Genomic DNA, 15271 nt, shown 5'->3' with positions numbered 1-15271 from the left:
CCATCTGGCTGGCCGCCGTTTTAATTTTGAGATGCTCAGCGGCTTGATTTTGTATTGCATTTTTTCGCCTCCCTAAAAATCTGAAATTTCTACTTGACTTTTATTAGCAGGTCTTTCACAGCGGAACAGATTTACACGCCCTCTGCGTCTACTTCATACACATCGTAGACCTCGTTGGGCTTGAGCTTGAGCCGGGTGGACAGGAACGCCTCGATGTCAAAGGCGTTCTTGGGGTCCGCGTCGGCGGTGTACGGGTAATTGGGGTGCTTGGTGATGTCGTACTTGTCCGAGAGGAAAGGCCGCACACCGCGCAGCTGGAGGATACACTTGCCGCCGTCCATGACGGCCAGTTCATCCTGGCTCATAAGCTCTTTGCCGAGCTTTTGGTAGTTAAGAGAATGGGATGTCTCGCGGCCCCGGCTCTCGCCGGTGTTGTAGGTGTCGATGGTCTCCTTGCCCAGCACGGCGGCCAGCTCCTTGAGGGTTGTCGGCTCTTTGCCGCCCAGGAAGATGGAGGTATCCATGTTGCCGATGATGGTATCGGCGTTGTCCTTGTAGATAGCTTTGAGCTGGGACTGTGCTTGCAGCACCAGGCAGGCGGAAATCTCACGGCTTCGGATGGTGGCAACCAGCTTTTCCAGCCGAGGGATCTGTCCAATATTGGCGGCCTCGTCAATGAGGCACCGCACATGGACCGGCAGCCGCCCGCCGTACACATCGTCCGCTTTTTCGCAGAGCAGATTGAACAGCTGGGTGTAGCACATGGAGATCAGGAAGTTAAAGCTATCGTCCGTGTCGCTCATAATCAAGAACAAGGCGGTTTTCCGGTCTCCCAGGGTATCCAGCTCCAGCTCGTCGTAGGCCGTGACCTCCCGCAGCTCCGCGATGTCGAACACGGCAAGGCGCGCACCGCAGGAAATCAGGATGGATTTTGCGGTTTTGCCCGAAACGAGTTGTCAAGGACTTTTTAATCAAATTCACAGAAAAGCCACAAAAAAAGTGCCAGGAAGCACTTTCATGCTCCTGACACTCAGGCAGGCGGGTCACTTGCGGCCACTTAATAGCTCATCGCAAAGATACGCATATTCCGGCAACTGGTCGATATAGGGTTTCCAGCGCCGCTTAATCTCGGCCAGTTCCAGCGGGTCGGCGTCCTCAAAGTCATGGTCGTTTCCGGTCATTCCGAAAACATCCAGTGCAATATCATTCAAGCACTCATAACAAAGAGCAGTTGCGGACTCTATCCTGTTGCCGGTGTCAACATAAACCGGGTCAAGGGATATTGCCAGCCAAACATAGCCAACCTTGTCTGACCAAACCAAATCATAAGCGGTCATTTGTTGGATGTGTTTCTCGAACACTTTGCGGACGCGCTCGATTTCAGTTTTCTCTTTTTCTGTGTACAGCATTTTCATGTCCTCCTTGGCTAAAGTTTTGGTGTGTACCATCATCAGTTTAACACAAGGCGGCTGGCTTTATCAGCCGGTCACATCTGCTGTATCTCGTTTTTGAGCATACGCTTGATTTTGTCGCTCATGGTTTCGGTGCTGGTATCGCTGAAATGGACGCGCACCTTGTAGGTGGTCTTGCCGATTTTCTTTACCAGCGCGGGGGCGTCCTCCGGCGCTCTGGCCGGAGTGGTGTCTACGGTCTGCATGGTGCGGGTTTCTTCGCTCATGGCGCTCCTTTCTCCGGGCGGGGCTGCGCCGTCCGGCAAAAAATTACTCATGCTTACGGTTTACCATGTCTTTCGCCGCCTGCTTGGTAGCTCCGGCGTTTTCCTCCCGGAAGTTCTTCCCGGCAAAGAGGATCGGGGCGCACCGTTCCAGGATACGGTCATAGATACGGGCGTGGGCCAGGTCGGGCGGGTTCTTGAGTTCGGCCAGCTTCAGGTTGGTGGTGATTATCATGGGCCTGCGGCTGCGGTAGCGGCTGTCAATGACAAAAAACATCTGCTCCATCGCATACTCGGTGCTGCGCTCAACACCCAAATCGTCAATGATAAGCAGGTCGTACTCGTCAAAGCTGGCGATAAAGTCGGCCCTGTCCTCGGAGAACATCCCCGTCAGGCGGTTCAGGATGGTGGGAAAGTTCGTCATCAGCACCGGCACATCCCGGTCAAGCAGGGCGTTGGCGATACAACCGGCAAAAAAGGACTTGCCGGTTCCCACATCCCCAAACAGTAGCAGGCCGGTGTTGTTCCTATATGCCTCCTTCCAATTCTCCACATAGGCGCGGGCCTTGTCCATCAGGGGATTTTGGCCGTTGTCGTTGGCAAAAGTGTAGTCGTACAGATAGCGGTCTTGCAGGCCCTGGGCCTTCCGGCGCTTGATACGCTCCATGCGGCGCTGCCGTTCCTCGGCGGCCTTGCGCTGTTCCTCGGCCTCCCGCTGGCACTGGCAGATACAGCGGGGCATGAAGTAGCCCGGTTTCCCAAAGCATGGCACAACGGTCTGCCTCTGGCCGCCGCACTTCTTACAGTGAATGAGGCCGTCTGCCGGGTCTATGTACTCATCCCCGGCCAGTTCCACACCGGCGGCTGCCTTGTCGATCAGCGCCCGGATTTCTGCGGTAATCTCAATCATACGGTTTCATCCTCCTTTACGCTGTAATCCCGGTTGCGAGAGGGTGGGGCTGCTTTCCTGGCGTCCTCGCTGGCCCAGCGCCGGATGGTGGCGGCATGGCTCTGATACTGCTTGCCGGTAGAAGCCATGTACTCGGACAGCTTTTCGATGTACTGGCCCCATACGGTGGGAAAGCTGGCCTGCAGGTCTGCCAGTTCCTCGTCCGTCAGAAAAACATTCTGGTAACGGCCATAGGCGCGGGCGGGGCGTCCCTTCTCTATCTCTCTCTTTATCTCTATCTCTTTCTCTAACTCTATCTCTATCTCTGGTGGACGAATGTCGGACAAATGTCCGCCGTTTGTCCGGGGCGCAGAAAGAGCCTTGTTTTGGAGCCTCGCCGCCCGCTTTCGCTCGGCCTCGGTGGAGGACTGGCCGATCAGCAGCTCGATATTGCTCATGTAAAAAGTGCCGCTGTCCAGCACTTCCACAAGGCCCAGCTTCAGGAAGATTTGCAAGGCCCTCTCCACAGTGCCGATCTGCTGGCGGGTGATGGTGGCAATCATCTGCGCCGTGTAGGGGATATTCTCGTCAAGCTGGAGCCGCCCGCCGTGTTTCAGGGATTTCAGATACAGCTTGAGCAGGATATTGGAGTACAGCACACCGTCCTGCATACTTTCCAGCAGCACGATGGAGTCATCGTCAAAATAGTTTTCTTTGAGTTTCAGGTAGTAATATTTTCGATTGTCTGACATGGGTTCCTCCTTGGGGTTCGTTTTGGGCTTCTGTACGCATTTAGAGGGCCGTTTTGGGGGTCAGAGGATAAATCTATCAGGCCCCCGCCGACACCCTCGAAAAAAGCCTTGATTTACAAGGGGTTTTTGCCCTCTAATTGTCCACGCTGTACCCTTCTCCGGCGCTCGCACTCGGCCTTTTGCCGCCGGTGGACTTTCGGCGCACATTCCGGGCAGTATTTGGCCCGGTTGGAGCCGGGGGTGAACAGCGCCCCGCAGACGGCGCACCGCTTGGCGTCCAGGCGGTGGAACAGGGCCGTTTCCAGTTCTCTGTCCAGCGGCAGCACCGCCGCCCGGAACCACCGGCACAACAGGGAGTAGGAAATGGACTGGACGCAGACACATTCCTCCCCATCGTCCAGCGCGATACAGTTGCCGCCGTCATAGTTGCAGCACTCATGTACCAGCCGCCGCGCTCTGCGGTACTGGCGGTAGTCCATGACGGGGATGGGTTCAGGCTTGCTTTTCTTCATGCTGGCACTTCCTGCACCCGCCGCAGTTACCGCATCCCTGGCAGGCATGGGCCTCCGGCTCCGGGCCGGTGGGCGCGTCTGCCGGTTCCGGCTGCAAGAGGGCAAGGAGCAGGCGGATATTCAGGTGGACAGTGACGGGTAAAATAATCTGCTTCATAAGGCAATCTCCTTCCATGAGTGAATGTTGACAATTCTGTGCAAAGGTGTGTCGTGAAACGCGACGCACCGCAAGGGGTCGGCAAAACACCGTACCCTTTACCGCTCCGGCCCCCGGTCGCGGGGCTTGTCCCGTTCCTGGCGGGCCAGTTGGTCGGCGGCCTTGCGGAGCCGTTCCACGGCTTTCAGTTCCTCCCGCATGGCCTTCATGTCGATGCTGTCCACCTGCTTCTGGGCGGTCAGCAGGTCGATCTCGCGCCGCCATTCCTTCGGGGAAAGTTCCTCTCCGCTGGCTTTCAGTTCCTTCAGATACCGGTCTGCCGCGTCATAGAGGATCAGCTCCCGGCTGTGGCGCTGCTCGAACAGCTCCCGCTTTTCCGGCTTCATCCTGGCAAGCTGTTTATGAATGGCCTTGTACTCGTTGTACTGCGCCCACATCTCCCCGCGCTCGGTGAGGACAGCGATCCGGCGCTCGGCCTTGACGATCTCTCGCCGCAGGTCATAGTAGCGGGTGTTCATACCGGCAATTTTTTCATGGAGCTGCTGCATGGATTGGATGCCGTTGGCGTTCAGAAAATTGAACAGGGCGGCGCTCTCCTGCAATGCCCGGATTTTTCCGGTGCGGGTGTCAGGCCGCTTGAGCTGCTGCTGGGCCTCCCACAAGTCCATCATGCTGGGCTGCTGGCCCTCCGGCTTCTCCGCCTCGGCCTTCGACCAGTTGTAGAGACGGGTAATGCGGGCCTTGATTTCTTTCAGCAGCTTGTTGTCGGCGGCGATCTGCCGGTTGACTTCTCCCTTGTCGGTGCGGATGCCGCGCTTCTCCATCTGGCTGGCTGCTGGCCCCAGGTGGACAGAGGGGATTTTATCAATGCCCCGGCGCTTGTAGCTGCGGTGGTCTACCAGGGCAGGCTGACCGACGGCCTCCAATGCCCGGTTGGTATAGGCCGCCCATGCCGCCCGCCAAATCTCCACATTCCCTTTGTCGTTCCAGTCAGTGGTATCCTCCCGGTGGTTCTTCCAACCGCCTTTCCCGTCTGGGATGCGCTGGCCGTTCTCGTCCAGGTCGTATGCCTTGCGACACTTCGCGCCCCATGCACCGTTTTCTTTTAAGGGCCGGACGGTCAGCATGATATGGACATGAGGGTTGCCGGTTCCCTTGTCATGGATGGCGAAGTCGGCGCACATTCCTTTGTCCACAAAGTTGTCCTTCACATAGGCCCGGACAAGGGCAAGCTGCTGTTCCCTGGACAGTTCACGGGGCAGGGCCGCCTCAATCTCACGGGCAAGCTGGCTGTCCCTGGCTTTCTCGATCTGCTCCACACTGTTCCAGAGGGTGGAGCGGTCTGCAAACTCCGGCGGGGCGTGGGCGGGCAGCATGATTTCCGCATGGACAACGCCGCCCTTCCGGGTGTAATCATGGGTCAGGCCGTCCCATTCATTCGTCAGCTTGGTTCCGCTGCGGTAGGCGGCTGCGGCAACAGCGGAACGGCCCTCGCTGCGCTTGATGATACTGACGGGGATATGGCAAAAATCTATGGGGATCGCCTCCTTTCGGTGAGGGATATTCAGGCCGCAGGGGACGGGACAGCCGCTTGCGGATGTTCCGTGGCCTGTGGCGCACAAGGGGTTTGGGGAGTGTAGCTCCCCATCGCGGACGAAGTACGCAACAGCCCCCGGCAGGGCGCACGACACCGGCAACGGTGTATAAGTGCGCCCTTGTAAACAAGGGACTTACGGCTTGTTCCCGGATTTCGGCAGTTTTGCGGCCAGTTCCGCCGCCCCCGGAAGATGGGACAGGGCAATCAGGAACGCCTTGACCTCTACGCCGGGAAGGTCGGGGGCCAGAGGGAAAATGCCCTCCAAAATAGCCCCGCGTTCAATCAGGCGGCGGGTGCGGGCCTTGCGTTCCTCGTTGCGCTGCTTGTTCTCCAAAATCTTCTGGCGATTCTCAAGCTGACGGATTTCCTTCAGGACTTCTTCGCGCCCGTCTTTTTTCTGTTTCGCTTGGGTGGTGATTTCTTTGTGCATATCGCGTCCTCCTTCAGCGGCTCCATCCAGCCGCGCTTGATATAATATTTCTGCAACTTGATAATGGCGTTGCGAACCGTGACGATGGCCGCTGATGTCGTAAAGCCTTCGGCCTTGGCAATCTCCTTAAACTGCTTGCCCTCCCAAAACCGGGCATGAAGGCAGCTCGCCTGCCGGGGCGTCAGGGTGGCAAGGGCCTCCCGGAGCCGTTCCATCATCAGGGCATGGGCGGCCTCCTGTTCCCGTTCCGTTTCTTTCTCCATCAGAATATCTTCCGGGGAGATGACCTGTTCCGGGAAATGGTGTTCTATGCCGGGGGAAGCGTCCAGAGAATAACAGTGATAGTGCTGCTTGGCGTCATTTGCGTTCTCTGCGCGGCTTTCCTCCACAATGGCGTCTGCAACCTCGTCCGGCACTTCCACAAAAGTGTCCTTCTTGCAAATCGGGTAGTAGTATTTTTTCAGGTTGAGGGTTTTCATAGGCCGCTTGTCCATTTCCGGCGTATGAAGTACCGGCGCAGCCGCCGGAGCGCCGCATGGATGGACTTCCCAGCCTGGGATGGGGTGATCCCCTCCATCGCGGCAATGTCCTTCACTTTCATCCCCAGCATATACCGGGCATGGACGCGGCGGGCCTGCGCTGGGGTCAGAGAGGAAATCGCCTCATAGAGCCGCCGGAGCAGTTCGGCGTATTCGGCCTGCGCCTCCTTTTCCATCAGGCAATCCTCCGGCGATGGCTGCGCCCAGCCGATGGCGGCGTTCTCAATCCCATCGTCGCAGTCAAGGGAGTAAAACGCCTTGTAGCGGTACATCTTGCGCTCCCTGGCGGCCTCGGCCCGCTTGTCCAGCAGGAACGCTTCAACGATTTCATCCGACACCTCCACAAAGGTGTCCTCGGTGCAGAACGGGTAATACTGTTTGAGGTTGATGGTCTGCATAGGCCCGCCCTCACTCTGCCGGGAAAAGGCAGTCATAGCAGCGGCGTATATTTCGCAGCCCCCGCCGGATTGCAATGCTGACCTTGCTGCTGTGTACGTCCTCCATCCGGGCAATTTTCGGCTGGCTGATACCGGCGATGTAGTAGGCCCGGACGCGGCGGGCCTGAGTGGGGGTGGCATGGGCCAGGGCCTCCGGCAAGGCGGCCAGCAGACGCAGATGGGCGGCCCGTTCCTCGCGCTCCAAAAGAATTTCCTCCGGCGATCTGCCGTGTTCCAGCGCGTAGTTCTCCGTCCAGCTATATGCGTCCAGGGAGTAGTAGGCGCGGTGGTAGACCTTCCGGCGCTCATAGTTGTTCATCTCGCGCTGGGCCTGCCGCATGACCTCCCAAACTTCATCGCTGACCTCCACAAACTCGTCATGCCGGTAGTGGGGATAAATCCACCGCAGATTGATTGTTTTCATAGGCTTACCTCCTGAAAATGGGAGAGGCGGGCAGCTTGTCCGCTGTCCGCCTCCCGCTGGGATAAGGGAAACAATCCCTTTCACTTGGTAGCCCGAAAACAGGTCATTCGTTAAGCCTGTTTTCAAAGAAATTTATAAATTTTTTTCTGACTGCCTCCACACTCTGATACACGGCCACTTTGGAGCAGCCGCACACCGCCCCGATCTCCGCAAGAGTCAGCCCGTCCAGGGCATAGAGCAGGAACCGGCGGCGCTGGGCCTCGGTGCAGGTGTCCAGGACGGCCATCAGCTCACCCAGCGTTTCCATGCGGCAAAGGTATTCCTCCGGCGTTTCGCCGTAGATACCCACGCCCTCGGTGGCAACTATGTATTCGTCAAACTCCCGGCCATCCCAATGCCGCCGCTGCTCATGGGACAGGTTCTCGGCTTTGTGGTCGGCCCGGTCAAGAAATTCATAGACTTCCAGTGTGACCTCCACGGCCACAGCTTGTCCGTTATAATTGATGGTGACTTCCATCTGCCTTTCCTCCGTTCAGATTTTTGCGGGAAAATCTGAACGGGGCGGCGGGGAACGACACCGGGGGCAAGGTTCGGGCCATGTTGGCCCGATGTTCCGGCCCCACAGGTATGAAAAAGCGCCCGGACAGCATGAAGCTATTCGAGCGCAAAAAACACGGTATTCAGTTACATTGTGACAATTTTCGCACTGGCTGCCAGACGGGGCAGGTTCGGTGGCTGGGCTTTTTTTAACAAATTAGGCGGATGAACGATGCAAAGAAACACGGCGATACCTCCATGATACCGCCGTTCCAGACATTATGGGCGTGTTAAGCAGCCTGCCCTTCGGCGGTTTTTTCTTTTCTGCCGCCGGGCAGTACATTCTTTCCTCAATTTCTTATATCTTAGCCTATAATCCTCACAAAATCCTCACAGCATAACAGCGTTTCGACATAATAACACGCTGAAATCTCGCAAGTTTGTGACAATTAGAAAACCGAAGGCAGAATGCCCCCGGTTTTCTAATGGATTCAGTCGCTTATTTAGATGTCCTTATTCAGCTACCTATGCCGGACAAACTCAATTTTGATGAAGCCTTTCAATAATGCTGCTTTTGGCAAATTGTCGGTAAAGAATTGTGGGAATAATTACTGTCAAGCAGATAAGAAACGGATAAACAATCAACATCGGCCAAATTACAAAGTGATAAGTGAAGAACCAGAAACTACTTGCTATCGCCTGCACAATGATTAGAGAGAACAGCACCCCAACGATCAACGAGGCTATAATTGTTCCCACAGCATAATACAAGCCCTCATAGGACAACATCCGTTTGAGCTGTCTGCCTGTCATGCCAATACTTTGGAGCATAGCAAATTCTTTTTGCCGCGTAATAATGCTTGTCAATACCGAGTTGATGAAATTAACTATACCGATCAGACCAATAATAACGCTTAAAGCACCGCCGATTGTAATAATAAGGGATGTCATGCTATAAAAGGACTGAACGTAAGTTTCTTTCGATTCATAGTCCATGCTCGGCTCAATGTTTTCCACATAGTTGCTTAGAAAGCTGCTCATGTCGCTGTCCATTCCGTCCTTAACATTGAACGGAAAACTTACCAAAAGGAGATTGAGGCAGAGCGGCTTGAACTGTTCTGTGGGCAAATAAAAACGTGCCGCGCCCGTGTTTCGCTCTGTATCGGTATTTTCATTGATAAGAACTTTTGCCATAACGGTAAGGTCAAAGCTGTTATCCAGTGTACCGGCTAACCCGTTCATCTTCCAGTGATGAAAGGTGATCGTATCTCCAACATGGATAGATGGATTGTCAATTATATTCCCATTGTCATCCATTGTAAGCGCGTACAGCGTGTATTTTCCCGTTTTAAGAGCGTCCCAATCAATTTCGCCCTCGACTACATCCATCGAGTTTAGAAGAAAATCGTCTGCCCCATACAGAGCAATAAGAGGATTTCCATATTCGTCCTTGTTGTAATTTGTTACGGCGTCTGTTTCAGCGGAAAATCTTTCTTCTGTCACCTTGCTGGAATATAGTCTGCCGCCATCCTCGTAGGCGTCCTGTTGTTGGACTGCACTGATAAAGGTTTCGGACAAGTATGTTTCACTGCGGGCGAAGTTATAGTTGAAATAGTCCGCGGAAGAAATGATAAAATCCTTGTTTAAGAACTTCTCAACATACTTATCAATATCAAAACCACTGGATAGAGTAAATACGGTGTTAAACAGTACCAAGCTCAATGTCATAGACACGATTACAAGGATTGTTCGTTTTCGATTTCTCCCCAAATTTGCCAAGGCCATCCGATGAATTTTTGCGCCGCTGGTTGATTTTTTTACAGCCAGACGCTTCTTTGTTTGAAATGCGCCTGCGTCATTTTCTGTGTAGCGGATAGCCTCAATCGGTGAGATCGCTCCCGCTATTTTAGCTGGTTTTCGCACACTGATAGAAACAGTAACAAAAGCAAAGATAGCCGAGCCAATGAATATCAGCGGATTTACTGTCACCACAACGCCAGCGTCGGAAGTATAAGTTGTGCCGTTCATCAGAGCCGGAACTAAAGCGCGGCCAATGAAAAAGCCGATAATCAGGCCAATGGGGATACCTACCGCAGACAGAAGCAGGGCCTGTTTGTTGATAATCTTTTTGATCTGCCGCCTCGTGGTTCCCAATGTTTTAAGCTGCCCGTAAGACTGAATATCTTGAATAACAGAGATTTGAAAAATATTGTAGATAATCAAATAGCCTGTTGCCATAATCGCGAGTATTCCCACAATACCGGCAATAAACAGGGCGGAATTTTCACTGATAGGGCTGCTTTGATAAGCGGGACTGACACGGGCGACAATATAGTTTTCGTCTGTGGGCTGTCCTCCAAGCGTGTCACAGGTGTAGCCGGTTTCTGTAAGGAGCTGCTGCAATTTTTCTTCTACGGAGCCGCTGCCACGGAACATGATATACGCCGTCACAATGCCAGAATAATCATTGTCCACAGGATAGGTATAGGTGAGTAAGTCGGCATGGCTATCTATAAAGGCTTTCGATATGATAATACGTCCGATATTACTTAGGCTGTCTGTTTCCCAAAAGCCGCACAGTGTAAAATCAGTTGTGTACTTCTTGCCCTTGATTTCATAATCAAGGGTGACTGTCGCGCCGATTTCAGCCGGAACCCCCAATGCCTCTAATGTCTTTGTGTCGGCTATGATCTCATTTTCAGCTTCGGGGCGGTGTCCTGTTGTCGGCTCGTATCTGGCAAATTCCAATGCGGTATCATCCATATACCACATATCAGAACGCCATTTCGCAAGCCCCGGATTGTTAAGATGGTAAGAAACTGCCTTTGTATAGGCAATTCGGTCAATCAATTCGTTGCCCTTTACATCATCAAAAACTTCGTCACTAATGTAGTTGAGAACAGCTTGACCGTCCCCGCCCATCTTTCGGATATTTTGGTCTTGCACCGTATCAATTAAACCGGAACCCAGTGTGAAGATCGTTGTGAACAAGACGGTTGTAAGAATAATGGCAACAATAGCAATGATATTCCTGCTTTTGCTGGCCTTAAAGTACCGCCTGGACAATTTCTTAATAATGGGTCTGTTATTGTTGCCAAATAAAATATCGTTCATTTTCAACACCCCCATCATTCAGAAATTTTCCCATCCTCAATACGGATAATCCGATCTGCAAGCTGGGCGATCTCGTTGTTATGGGTAATCATTACAAGGGTCTGGTGAAATTTCTGGCTGCTTACTTTCAGCAGGCCAAGAACATCATTACTCGTCCGGCTGTCGAGGTTGCCCGTCGGCTCGTCCGCTAAAACAATCGCCGGTTTCGATACCAGAGCGCGTGCAATCGCCACGCGCTGCTGCTGGCCGCCAGAGAGATTATTCGGCATATTGTTCAGCCTATCTTCCAGGCCCAACATCCGAACAACTTCCTGCATATAGTTATTGTCCACCTGATCGCCGTCCAATTCCACCGGCAGAACAATGTTTTCATAGACATTGAGGACGGGGACAAGATTATAATTCTGAAAGATGAAGCCCATTTTCCGCCTTCGGAAAATGGTAAGCTGCTCGTCTTTCAGGGTGGACAAGTCCCTGCCGTCCACAATGACCTTGCCGGAAGTAGGGACATCCAATCCGCCGATCATGTTCAGAAGTGTGGACTTGCCGCTGCCGGATGTACCGACAATGGCGACAAATTCTCCCTGTTCTACCGAAAGGGAAACGCCATCCAAAGCCTTCGTAATGTTTGGCTCTTCACCATAGTATTTTTTCAAATCTGTTGTTTGTAAAATAGGCATAAGTGCTACCACCTTTCTTTTTGATGGTTCCATTGTAAAATGCAATCCTCACAGAAATGTCACAACGGTTCTTGAATTTCCCTTGAAAACGCCTTGAAATGTCACAATCCTGTGACATTTCAAGAATGGGGCAGGAAAACTGAAAAAGTGGAGCCGGTGCCGAGTTCCGAAGATACGCGGATAAAGCCGCCTTGCCGGGTGATAATTTCACGGGCCAGATACAGACCAATCCCAATACCGGGGGCGTCATGTACGCTGCTTTCACGATAGAACCGCTTGAAAATCGTCCCTTGATGCTGTTCGGGAATACCAATGCCTGTATCAGAAATATCAATCTTCACATACATTTCCAAACTCACGACAGCCACATGGATTTTCCCGCCCTCTGGCGTGTACTTTACCGCGTTATCCAGAATGTTGAACAGGGCTTCGGTTGTCCATTTCCGGTCATGGGCCGCAGTGACCGTTTCCGGGCAATCCACTGTGACTGCAATCTTTTTCTGCTCGGCGTGCAACAGAATACCGCCCAGCGCCGCGGCAAGGGTATCATAAATGGCCTGCGGCTGCGGCTCCAAAGAAATCACGCCGGTTTCAAGACGGGAAGTTTTAATCAGCGCCTGCATGAGAAAATCCAGCTTGTCGAGCTGGCTGTCCATAGCAACAAGAAATTCTCTCTGCTTTTCCGGCGTCACCGTCTGATCCAGCAGCGTCGCGTCCAACATTTTCAGGTTTGCAATCGGCGTTTTGACTTGATGGGATATATCCGAAATCAATTCCTGCAAGTCGGCCCGTTCCTTTGCAATGCTGCTTTTGCTTTCCCGCAGCACTTCATAGAGACGGGAAAGGCGGTGCTGGATTTTATAAAACAGGTTTTCTTCCTCGGTGTACTGTGGCGGGGCCTGATCTGCTGACATCATATCGTCAAGCAGCTTGCACAAGGCATCTGAAAACAAGGTTAGTTTACGGCGTATAAAGGTCAGAAATATGGCCATACATCCGATAACACTGGCCACATAGAGCAGTACACAAACCAGTGCAAATGTGTTTTGCGTCAAATAATACACGACAGACAGTAAAAACAACGAAAGCAAAACAAGTACCGCGCAGATGGCAACACAAGCCTTATTTACTGATAACTTTACTGTTTTCATTTGTTCCAGCCTCCAATCCACATGTAGCCCATGCCGTACACTGTCTTGATGTACTGGCGGCCTTCTGTTTCGATTTTTGTTCGTACCCGGCTGATGGTTGAAGTCAGGGCGTGTTCATCCACAAAGTTTCCGTCAATATCCCACAGCTTTTCCAATAGCACCTGCCGGGTCAAAACGATCTGCGGATTTTTCGTCAGCACCTTCAAAAGACGGTACTCCATCGGGGTAAAGGCGATGCTTTCCCCGTGAAGTAGGGCGGTCATTTCCGTAAAATTGATAAACAGATCGCCGTCATTGTAGCAGTCTCCGCCAGACTGTTTTCGGATACGGGCCAGCAAAGCGGACACCTTTTTCTGGAATACGCTCATGGGAAAGGGCTTTGTCACATAATCATCCGCCCCCAGCTCGTACCCTTTCAGCATATCGCTTTCCATATCGTTAGCCGTGAGGAAAATGACCGCTGTGTCCGGGTGCCGTTCTTTTATATCCCGGCAAAAATCAAATCCGTTTCCGTCCGGCAGATTGATGTCAAGGACAATCAAATCATATTCCTGTTTTTTACACAGACGTTCCGCAGCACTTTTTGTCAAAGCAGCAGCGACCTCATAGTCTGCGGCAGACAGGTTATAGCAAAGGGTATTATTCAAAAGGCGGTCATCCTCGACCACTAAAATTCTCATGCGCTCACATCCTTTTCTTTGTAGAGTATCACCCAAATGTCACAGAAACCTCGCAAAAAACAAGTTCCCAAAAAATATTTTACCGCATATCAGGAATGACAACAAGCAGCACGATTTGATAAAAGGTGCGGAGAATATTCCCCGCACCCTTCATCACTCCATAATGATTTCTGTAATAATTATTTCCTCCGCCTGCGCTTTCAATGTGTTTATCAGCCCCACCCAGCGCATGGGGTCACGGGCCTTCAAATCCTCGGTCACGCCCGCCGCCTCCATCATGCGGGGCAGCATGACGTCCATGCGCTCCCGCGCCGCCCGGTCAATCTCCAACAGGTGCGGATACAGCTTTTCGCTCAAAATCAAGCTGCTGTAAAGGCTGGGCCGGTGTTCCTTCAGGTAGCGTTGCCGCATACGGCCATACTTGCCGATGGGAGCCTCCGGCTGCTCGGAAAGTTTCAGGTCGGGGATGTAGTAATCCCCGCAGCGGGTGTAAGTCAATTCGCTCATGTTCATTCTCCTTTGCACTGTGATGGTTAAATTGCGGCGCTAGCCGATACGGTGGCCTTGCGCGGCTCCTGCCTGGGTAACTGGCTAACGGTGGTAAAAATGCCCTTCTCCATGTCCTCGGCCCGGATCGCGGCCTTTGCCGCATCCATTTTTGCCTTGCGCCTGGCGTTGTAGCGTTCTTCCCATTCCTTCTGCTTGCCATTTGCCTTGCGGCGCAAGTAGTTCTGGTGAAGCCTGTCCTTGCGTTCCTCCTTCTTCCGCAGTTCTTCCTGTTCCTCCGGGGTCAGGGGAACCGGCTGCAAGGCGGGTGGGATATACCGGCCCACAAAATTGAAGTAGATTTCAACCTCCTGAGTGGTGTCCTGGCTGCCTTTGCGGGCGCGTTCATGGACAAGAATTTTCTCTACAAACTCGTTGAGCATGGTATTTGTCAGCGTGTCGAAATTCTCATACTTGTCAATCAAGGCAATAAACTTCTCCGCAGATTTCCGGCTCTGCTCATAGCCGATAACGGCCTTTTCCAGTTCCGTGATTTCCGCATTGAGAGCGTCCTGCTCTTTGGCATACTGTGCGTCCAGGGCCTCATACCGGGCGTCCGGCAGCTTGCCCAGGGCGTTGTCCTCATAGATTTTGCAAATCAGCTTTTCCAGTTCCCCGGCCCGCTTTTGGGCGGCGGCCAGCCGTTTCCGCTTCTTGGATATGTCGGCGGCCTGCTGGGCGGCCTGCGTTTCCTGGACGGTGCGGATAAACTCGGCCCGGTCATTCTTGGAATACTCCGCGATGGCCCGGAGCATATCGGTTATCAAGGTCAGGACAGCTTCGGCCCGGATACGGTGCTGTGTACCGCAGAGCGTCCCGCATGGGATTTTGCTGTACTGGCTGCAAGTAAACTGTGGGTCACGCTTGCCGTTATTGACGCGATGGACATACATCTTGCCGCCGCAGTCGGCGCAGTACATCAGGCCGGTCAGAGGGTGGGCATCGCCCCAGCCGTCCGGGTAACGCCTGACATTTGCCCGGATACGCTGCACATTGTCAAAGGTTTCCTGGTCGATGATGGCCTCATGGGTATTCTCGAAAATCGTCCACTCGCTTTCGTCAACATAGTGGCTTTTCTTGTCCTTGAAGTGCTTGCGGGTCTTGAAATTGATGGTGTGGCCCAGGTATTCCCGCTTTTTCAGGATGTTCAC

The 15271-nt window shown here is 53.1% G+C and carries 18 protein-coding genes and 1 pseudogene; all 19 read right to left on the bottom strand.

Annotated features, from left to right (window positions below; genetic code table 11):
* Positions 1 to 131 precede the first annotated feature (131 nt).
* Positions 132 to 956, bottom strand: a pseudogene (locus B5G40_RS15980) (TraG/TraD/VirD4 family protein); the annotation flags it as partial.
* A gap of 87 nt (positions 957 to 1043) precedes the next feature.
* On the bottom strand, positions 1044 to 1409 hold the full coding sequence (locus B5G40_RS15970) for a hypothetical protein (protein ID WP_087400619.1): 366 nt from the start codon (positions 1407 to 1409) through the stop codon (positions 1044 to 1046).
* Between the two features lie 77 nt (positions 1410 to 1486).
* Positions 1487 to 1678 (bottom strand): transposon-encoded TnpW family protein, encoded by a 192-nt coding sequence (locus B5G40_RS15965; protein ID WP_087400617.1) that lies wholly within the window; start codon positions 1676 to 1678, stop codon positions 1487 to 1489.
* 43 nt (positions 1679 to 1721) lie between these two features.
* Complete coding sequence (locus B5G40_RS15960) at positions 1722 to 2585, bottom strand: ATP-binding protein (RefSeq protein ID WP_087400615.1); 864 nt, start codon at positions 2583 to 2585, stop codon at positions 1722 to 1724.
* Positions 2582 to 3316, bottom strand: a complete 735-nt coding sequence (locus tag B5G40_RS15955) for a phage replisome organizer N-terminal domain-containing protein (RefSeq protein WP_087400613.1) — start codon at positions 3314 to 3316, stop codon at positions 2582 to 2584. The genes B5G40_RS15960 and B5G40_RS15955 overlap by 4 nt, the downstream gene beginning before the upstream one ends.
* A gap of 113 nt (positions 3317 to 3429) precedes the next feature.
* Entirely contained in the window at positions 3430 to 3828 is a 399-nt protein-coding gene (locus B5G40_RS15950) for a cysteine-rich VLP domain-containing protein (RefSeq protein WP_050006189.1), read from the bottom strand.
* Positions 3809 to 3985 (bottom strand): hypothetical protein, encoded by a 177-nt coding sequence (locus B5G40_RS17115; RefSeq protein WP_164496957.1) that lies wholly within the window; start codon positions 3983 to 3985, stop codon positions 3809 to 3811. Before B5G40_RS17115 ends, B5G40_RS15950 begins: the two co-directional genes overlap by 20 nt.
* Before the next feature lie 98 nt (positions 3986 to 4083).
* Positions 4084 to 5607: a MobQ family relaxase gene (gene mobQ / locus B5G40_RS15945; protein ID WP_235983105.1), complete on the bottom strand. Its 1524-nt coding sequence runs from the start codon at positions 5605 to 5607 to the stop codon at positions 4084 to 4086.
* 108 nt (positions 5608 to 5715) lie between these two features.
* Complete coding sequence (locus B5G40_RS15940; RefSeq protein ID WP_087235969.1) at positions 5716 to 6012, bottom strand: DUF3847 domain-containing protein; 297 nt, start codon at positions 6010 to 6012, stop codon at positions 5716 to 5718.
* Complete coding sequence (locus B5G40_RS15935; RefSeq protein ID WP_087235965.1) at positions 5952 to 6491, bottom strand: RNA polymerase sigma factor; 540 nt, start codon at positions 6489 to 6491, stop codon at positions 5952 to 5954. The genes B5G40_RS15940 and B5G40_RS15935 overlap by 61 nt, the downstream gene beginning before the upstream one ends.
* Positions 6488 to 6949 carry an RNA polymerase sigma factor gene (locus B5G40_RS15930; protein WP_087162339.1) on the bottom strand — a complete coding sequence of 154 codons (462 nt, stop codon included), beginning with the start codon at positions 6947 to 6949 and terminating at the stop codon, positions 6488 to 6490. The genes B5G40_RS15935 and B5G40_RS15930 overlap by 4 nt, the downstream gene beginning before the upstream one ends.
* Positions 6950 to 6959: 10 nt before the next feature.
* Positions 6960 to 7412 (bottom strand): RNA polymerase subunit sigma-24, encoded by a 453-nt coding sequence (locus B5G40_RS15925; RefSeq protein ID WP_087252952.1) that lies wholly within the window; start codon positions 7410 to 7412, stop codon positions 6960 to 6962.
* A 103-nt stretch (positions 7413 to 7515) separates the two neighbouring features.
* On the bottom strand, positions 7516 to 7929 hold the full coding sequence (locus tag B5G40_RS15920) for an RNA polymerase sigma factor (RefSeq protein WP_087235959.1): 414 nt from the start codon (positions 7927 to 7929) through the stop codon (positions 7516 to 7518).
* 560 nt (positions 7930 to 8489) lie between these two features.
* Positions 8490 to 11063, bottom strand: coding sequence for an FtsX-like permease family protein (locus B5G40_RS15915; protein ID WP_087400622.1), 2574 nt, complete (start codon positions 11061 to 11063; stop codon positions 8490 to 8492).
* A 14-nt stretch (positions 11064 to 11077) separates the two neighbouring features.
* Positions 11078 to 11743, bottom strand: a complete 666-nt coding sequence (locus B5G40_RS15910) for an ABC transporter ATP-binding protein (RefSeq protein WP_087235957.1) — start codon at positions 11741 to 11743, stop codon at positions 11078 to 11080.
* A 119-nt stretch (positions 11744 to 11862) separates the two neighbouring features.
* Positions 11863 to 12894, bottom strand: coding sequence for a sensor histidine kinase (locus B5G40_RS15905; RefSeq protein WP_087235955.1), 1032 nt, complete (start codon positions 12892 to 12894; stop codon positions 11863 to 11865).
* A complete protein-coding gene (locus tag B5G40_RS15900) occupies positions 12891 to 13574 on the bottom strand; it encodes a response regulator transcription factor (protein ID WP_087235953.1) in 684 nt (227 codons plus the stop codon). The genes B5G40_RS15905 and B5G40_RS15900 overlap by 4 nt, the downstream gene beginning before the upstream one ends.
* A gap of 153 nt (positions 13575 to 13727) precedes the next feature.
* Positions 13728 to 14081 (bottom strand): TnpV protein, encoded by a 354-nt coding sequence (locus tag B5G40_RS15895; protein WP_087400610.1) that lies wholly within the window; start codon positions 14079 to 14081, stop codon positions 13728 to 13730.
* A gap of 26 nt (positions 14082 to 14107) precedes the next feature.
* A partial coding sequence (locus tag B5G40_RS15890; protein WP_143383445.1) for a DUF4368 domain-containing protein occupies positions 14108 to 15271 on the bottom strand: 1164 nt, incomplete at its 5' end.

The sequence above is a fragment of the Flavonifractor sp. An9 genome (assembly GCF_002161245.1).
In the GTDB taxonomy this organism is placed as follows: Bacteria; Bacillota; Clostridia; order Oscillospirales; family Oscillospiraceae; genus Flavonifractor; species Flavonifractor avicola.
This window is presented reverse-complemented; position numbering and strand designations above follow the sequence as displayed.

Excerpts from the sequence above, each read along its gene's own strand:
- B5G40_RS15970 (WP_087400619.1), bottom strand. The coding sequence starts at position 1,409 with ATGCTGTACACAGAAAAAGAGAAAACTGAAATCGAGCGCGTCCGCAAA.
- B5G40_RS15965 (WP_087400617.1), bottom strand. The coding sequence starts at position 1,678 with ATGAGCGAAGAAACCCGCACCATGCAGACCGTAGACACCACTCCGGCC.
- B5G40_RS15960 (WP_087400615.1), bottom strand. The coding sequence starts at position 2,585 with ATGATTGAGATTACCGCAGAAATCCGGGCGCTGATCGACAAGGCAGCC.
- B5G40_RS15955 (WP_087400613.1), bottom strand. The coding sequence starts at position 3,316 with ATGTCAGACAATCGAAAATATTACTACCTGAAACTCAAAGAAAACTAT.
- B5G40_RS15950 (WP_050006189.1), bottom strand. The coding sequence starts at position 3,828 with ATGAAGAAAAGCAAGCCTGAACCCATCCCCGTCATGGACTACCGCCAG.
- B5G40_RS17115 (WP_164496957.1), bottom strand. The coding sequence starts at position 3,985 with ATGAAGCAGATTATTTTACCCGTCACTGTCCACCTGAATATCCGCCTG.
- B5G40_RS15940 (WP_087235969.1), bottom strand. The coding sequence starts at position 6,012 with ATGCACAAAGAAATCACCACCCAAGCGAAACAGAAAAAAGACGGGCGC.
- B5G40_RS15935 (WP_087235965.1), bottom strand. The coding sequence starts at position 6,491 with ATGAAAACCCTCAACCTGAAAAAATACTACTACCCGATTTGCAAGAAG.
- B5G40_RS15930 (WP_087162339.1), bottom strand. The coding sequence starts at position 6,949 with ATGCAGACCATCAACCTCAAACAGTATTACCCGTTCTGCACCGAGGAC.
- B5G40_RS15925 (WP_087252952.1), bottom strand. The coding sequence starts at position 7,412 with ATGAAAACAATCAATCTGCGGTGGATTTATCCCCACTACCGGCATGAC.
- B5G40_RS15920 (WP_087235959.1), bottom strand. The coding sequence starts at position 7,929 with ATGGAAGTCACCATCAATTATAACGGACAAGCTGTGGCCGTGGAGGTC.
- B5G40_RS15915 (WP_087400622.1), bottom strand. The coding sequence starts at position 11,063 with ATGAACGATATTTTATTTGGCAACAATAACAGACCCATTATTAAGAAA.
- B5G40_RS15910 (WP_087235957.1), bottom strand. The coding sequence starts at position 11,743 with ATGCCTATTTTACAAACAACAGATTTGAAAAAATACTATGGTGAAGAG.
- B5G40_RS15905 (WP_087235955.1), bottom strand. The coding sequence starts at position 12,894 with ATGAAAACAGTAAAGTTATCAGTAAATAAGGCTTGTGTTGCCATCTGC.
- B5G40_RS15900 (WP_087235953.1), bottom strand. The coding sequence starts at position 13,574 with ATGAGAATTTTAGTGGTCGAGGATGACCGCCTTTTGAATAATACCCTT.
- B5G40_RS15895 (WP_087400610.1), bottom strand. The coding sequence starts at position 14,081 with ATGAGCGAATTGACTTACACCCGCTGCGGGGATTACTACATCCCCGAC.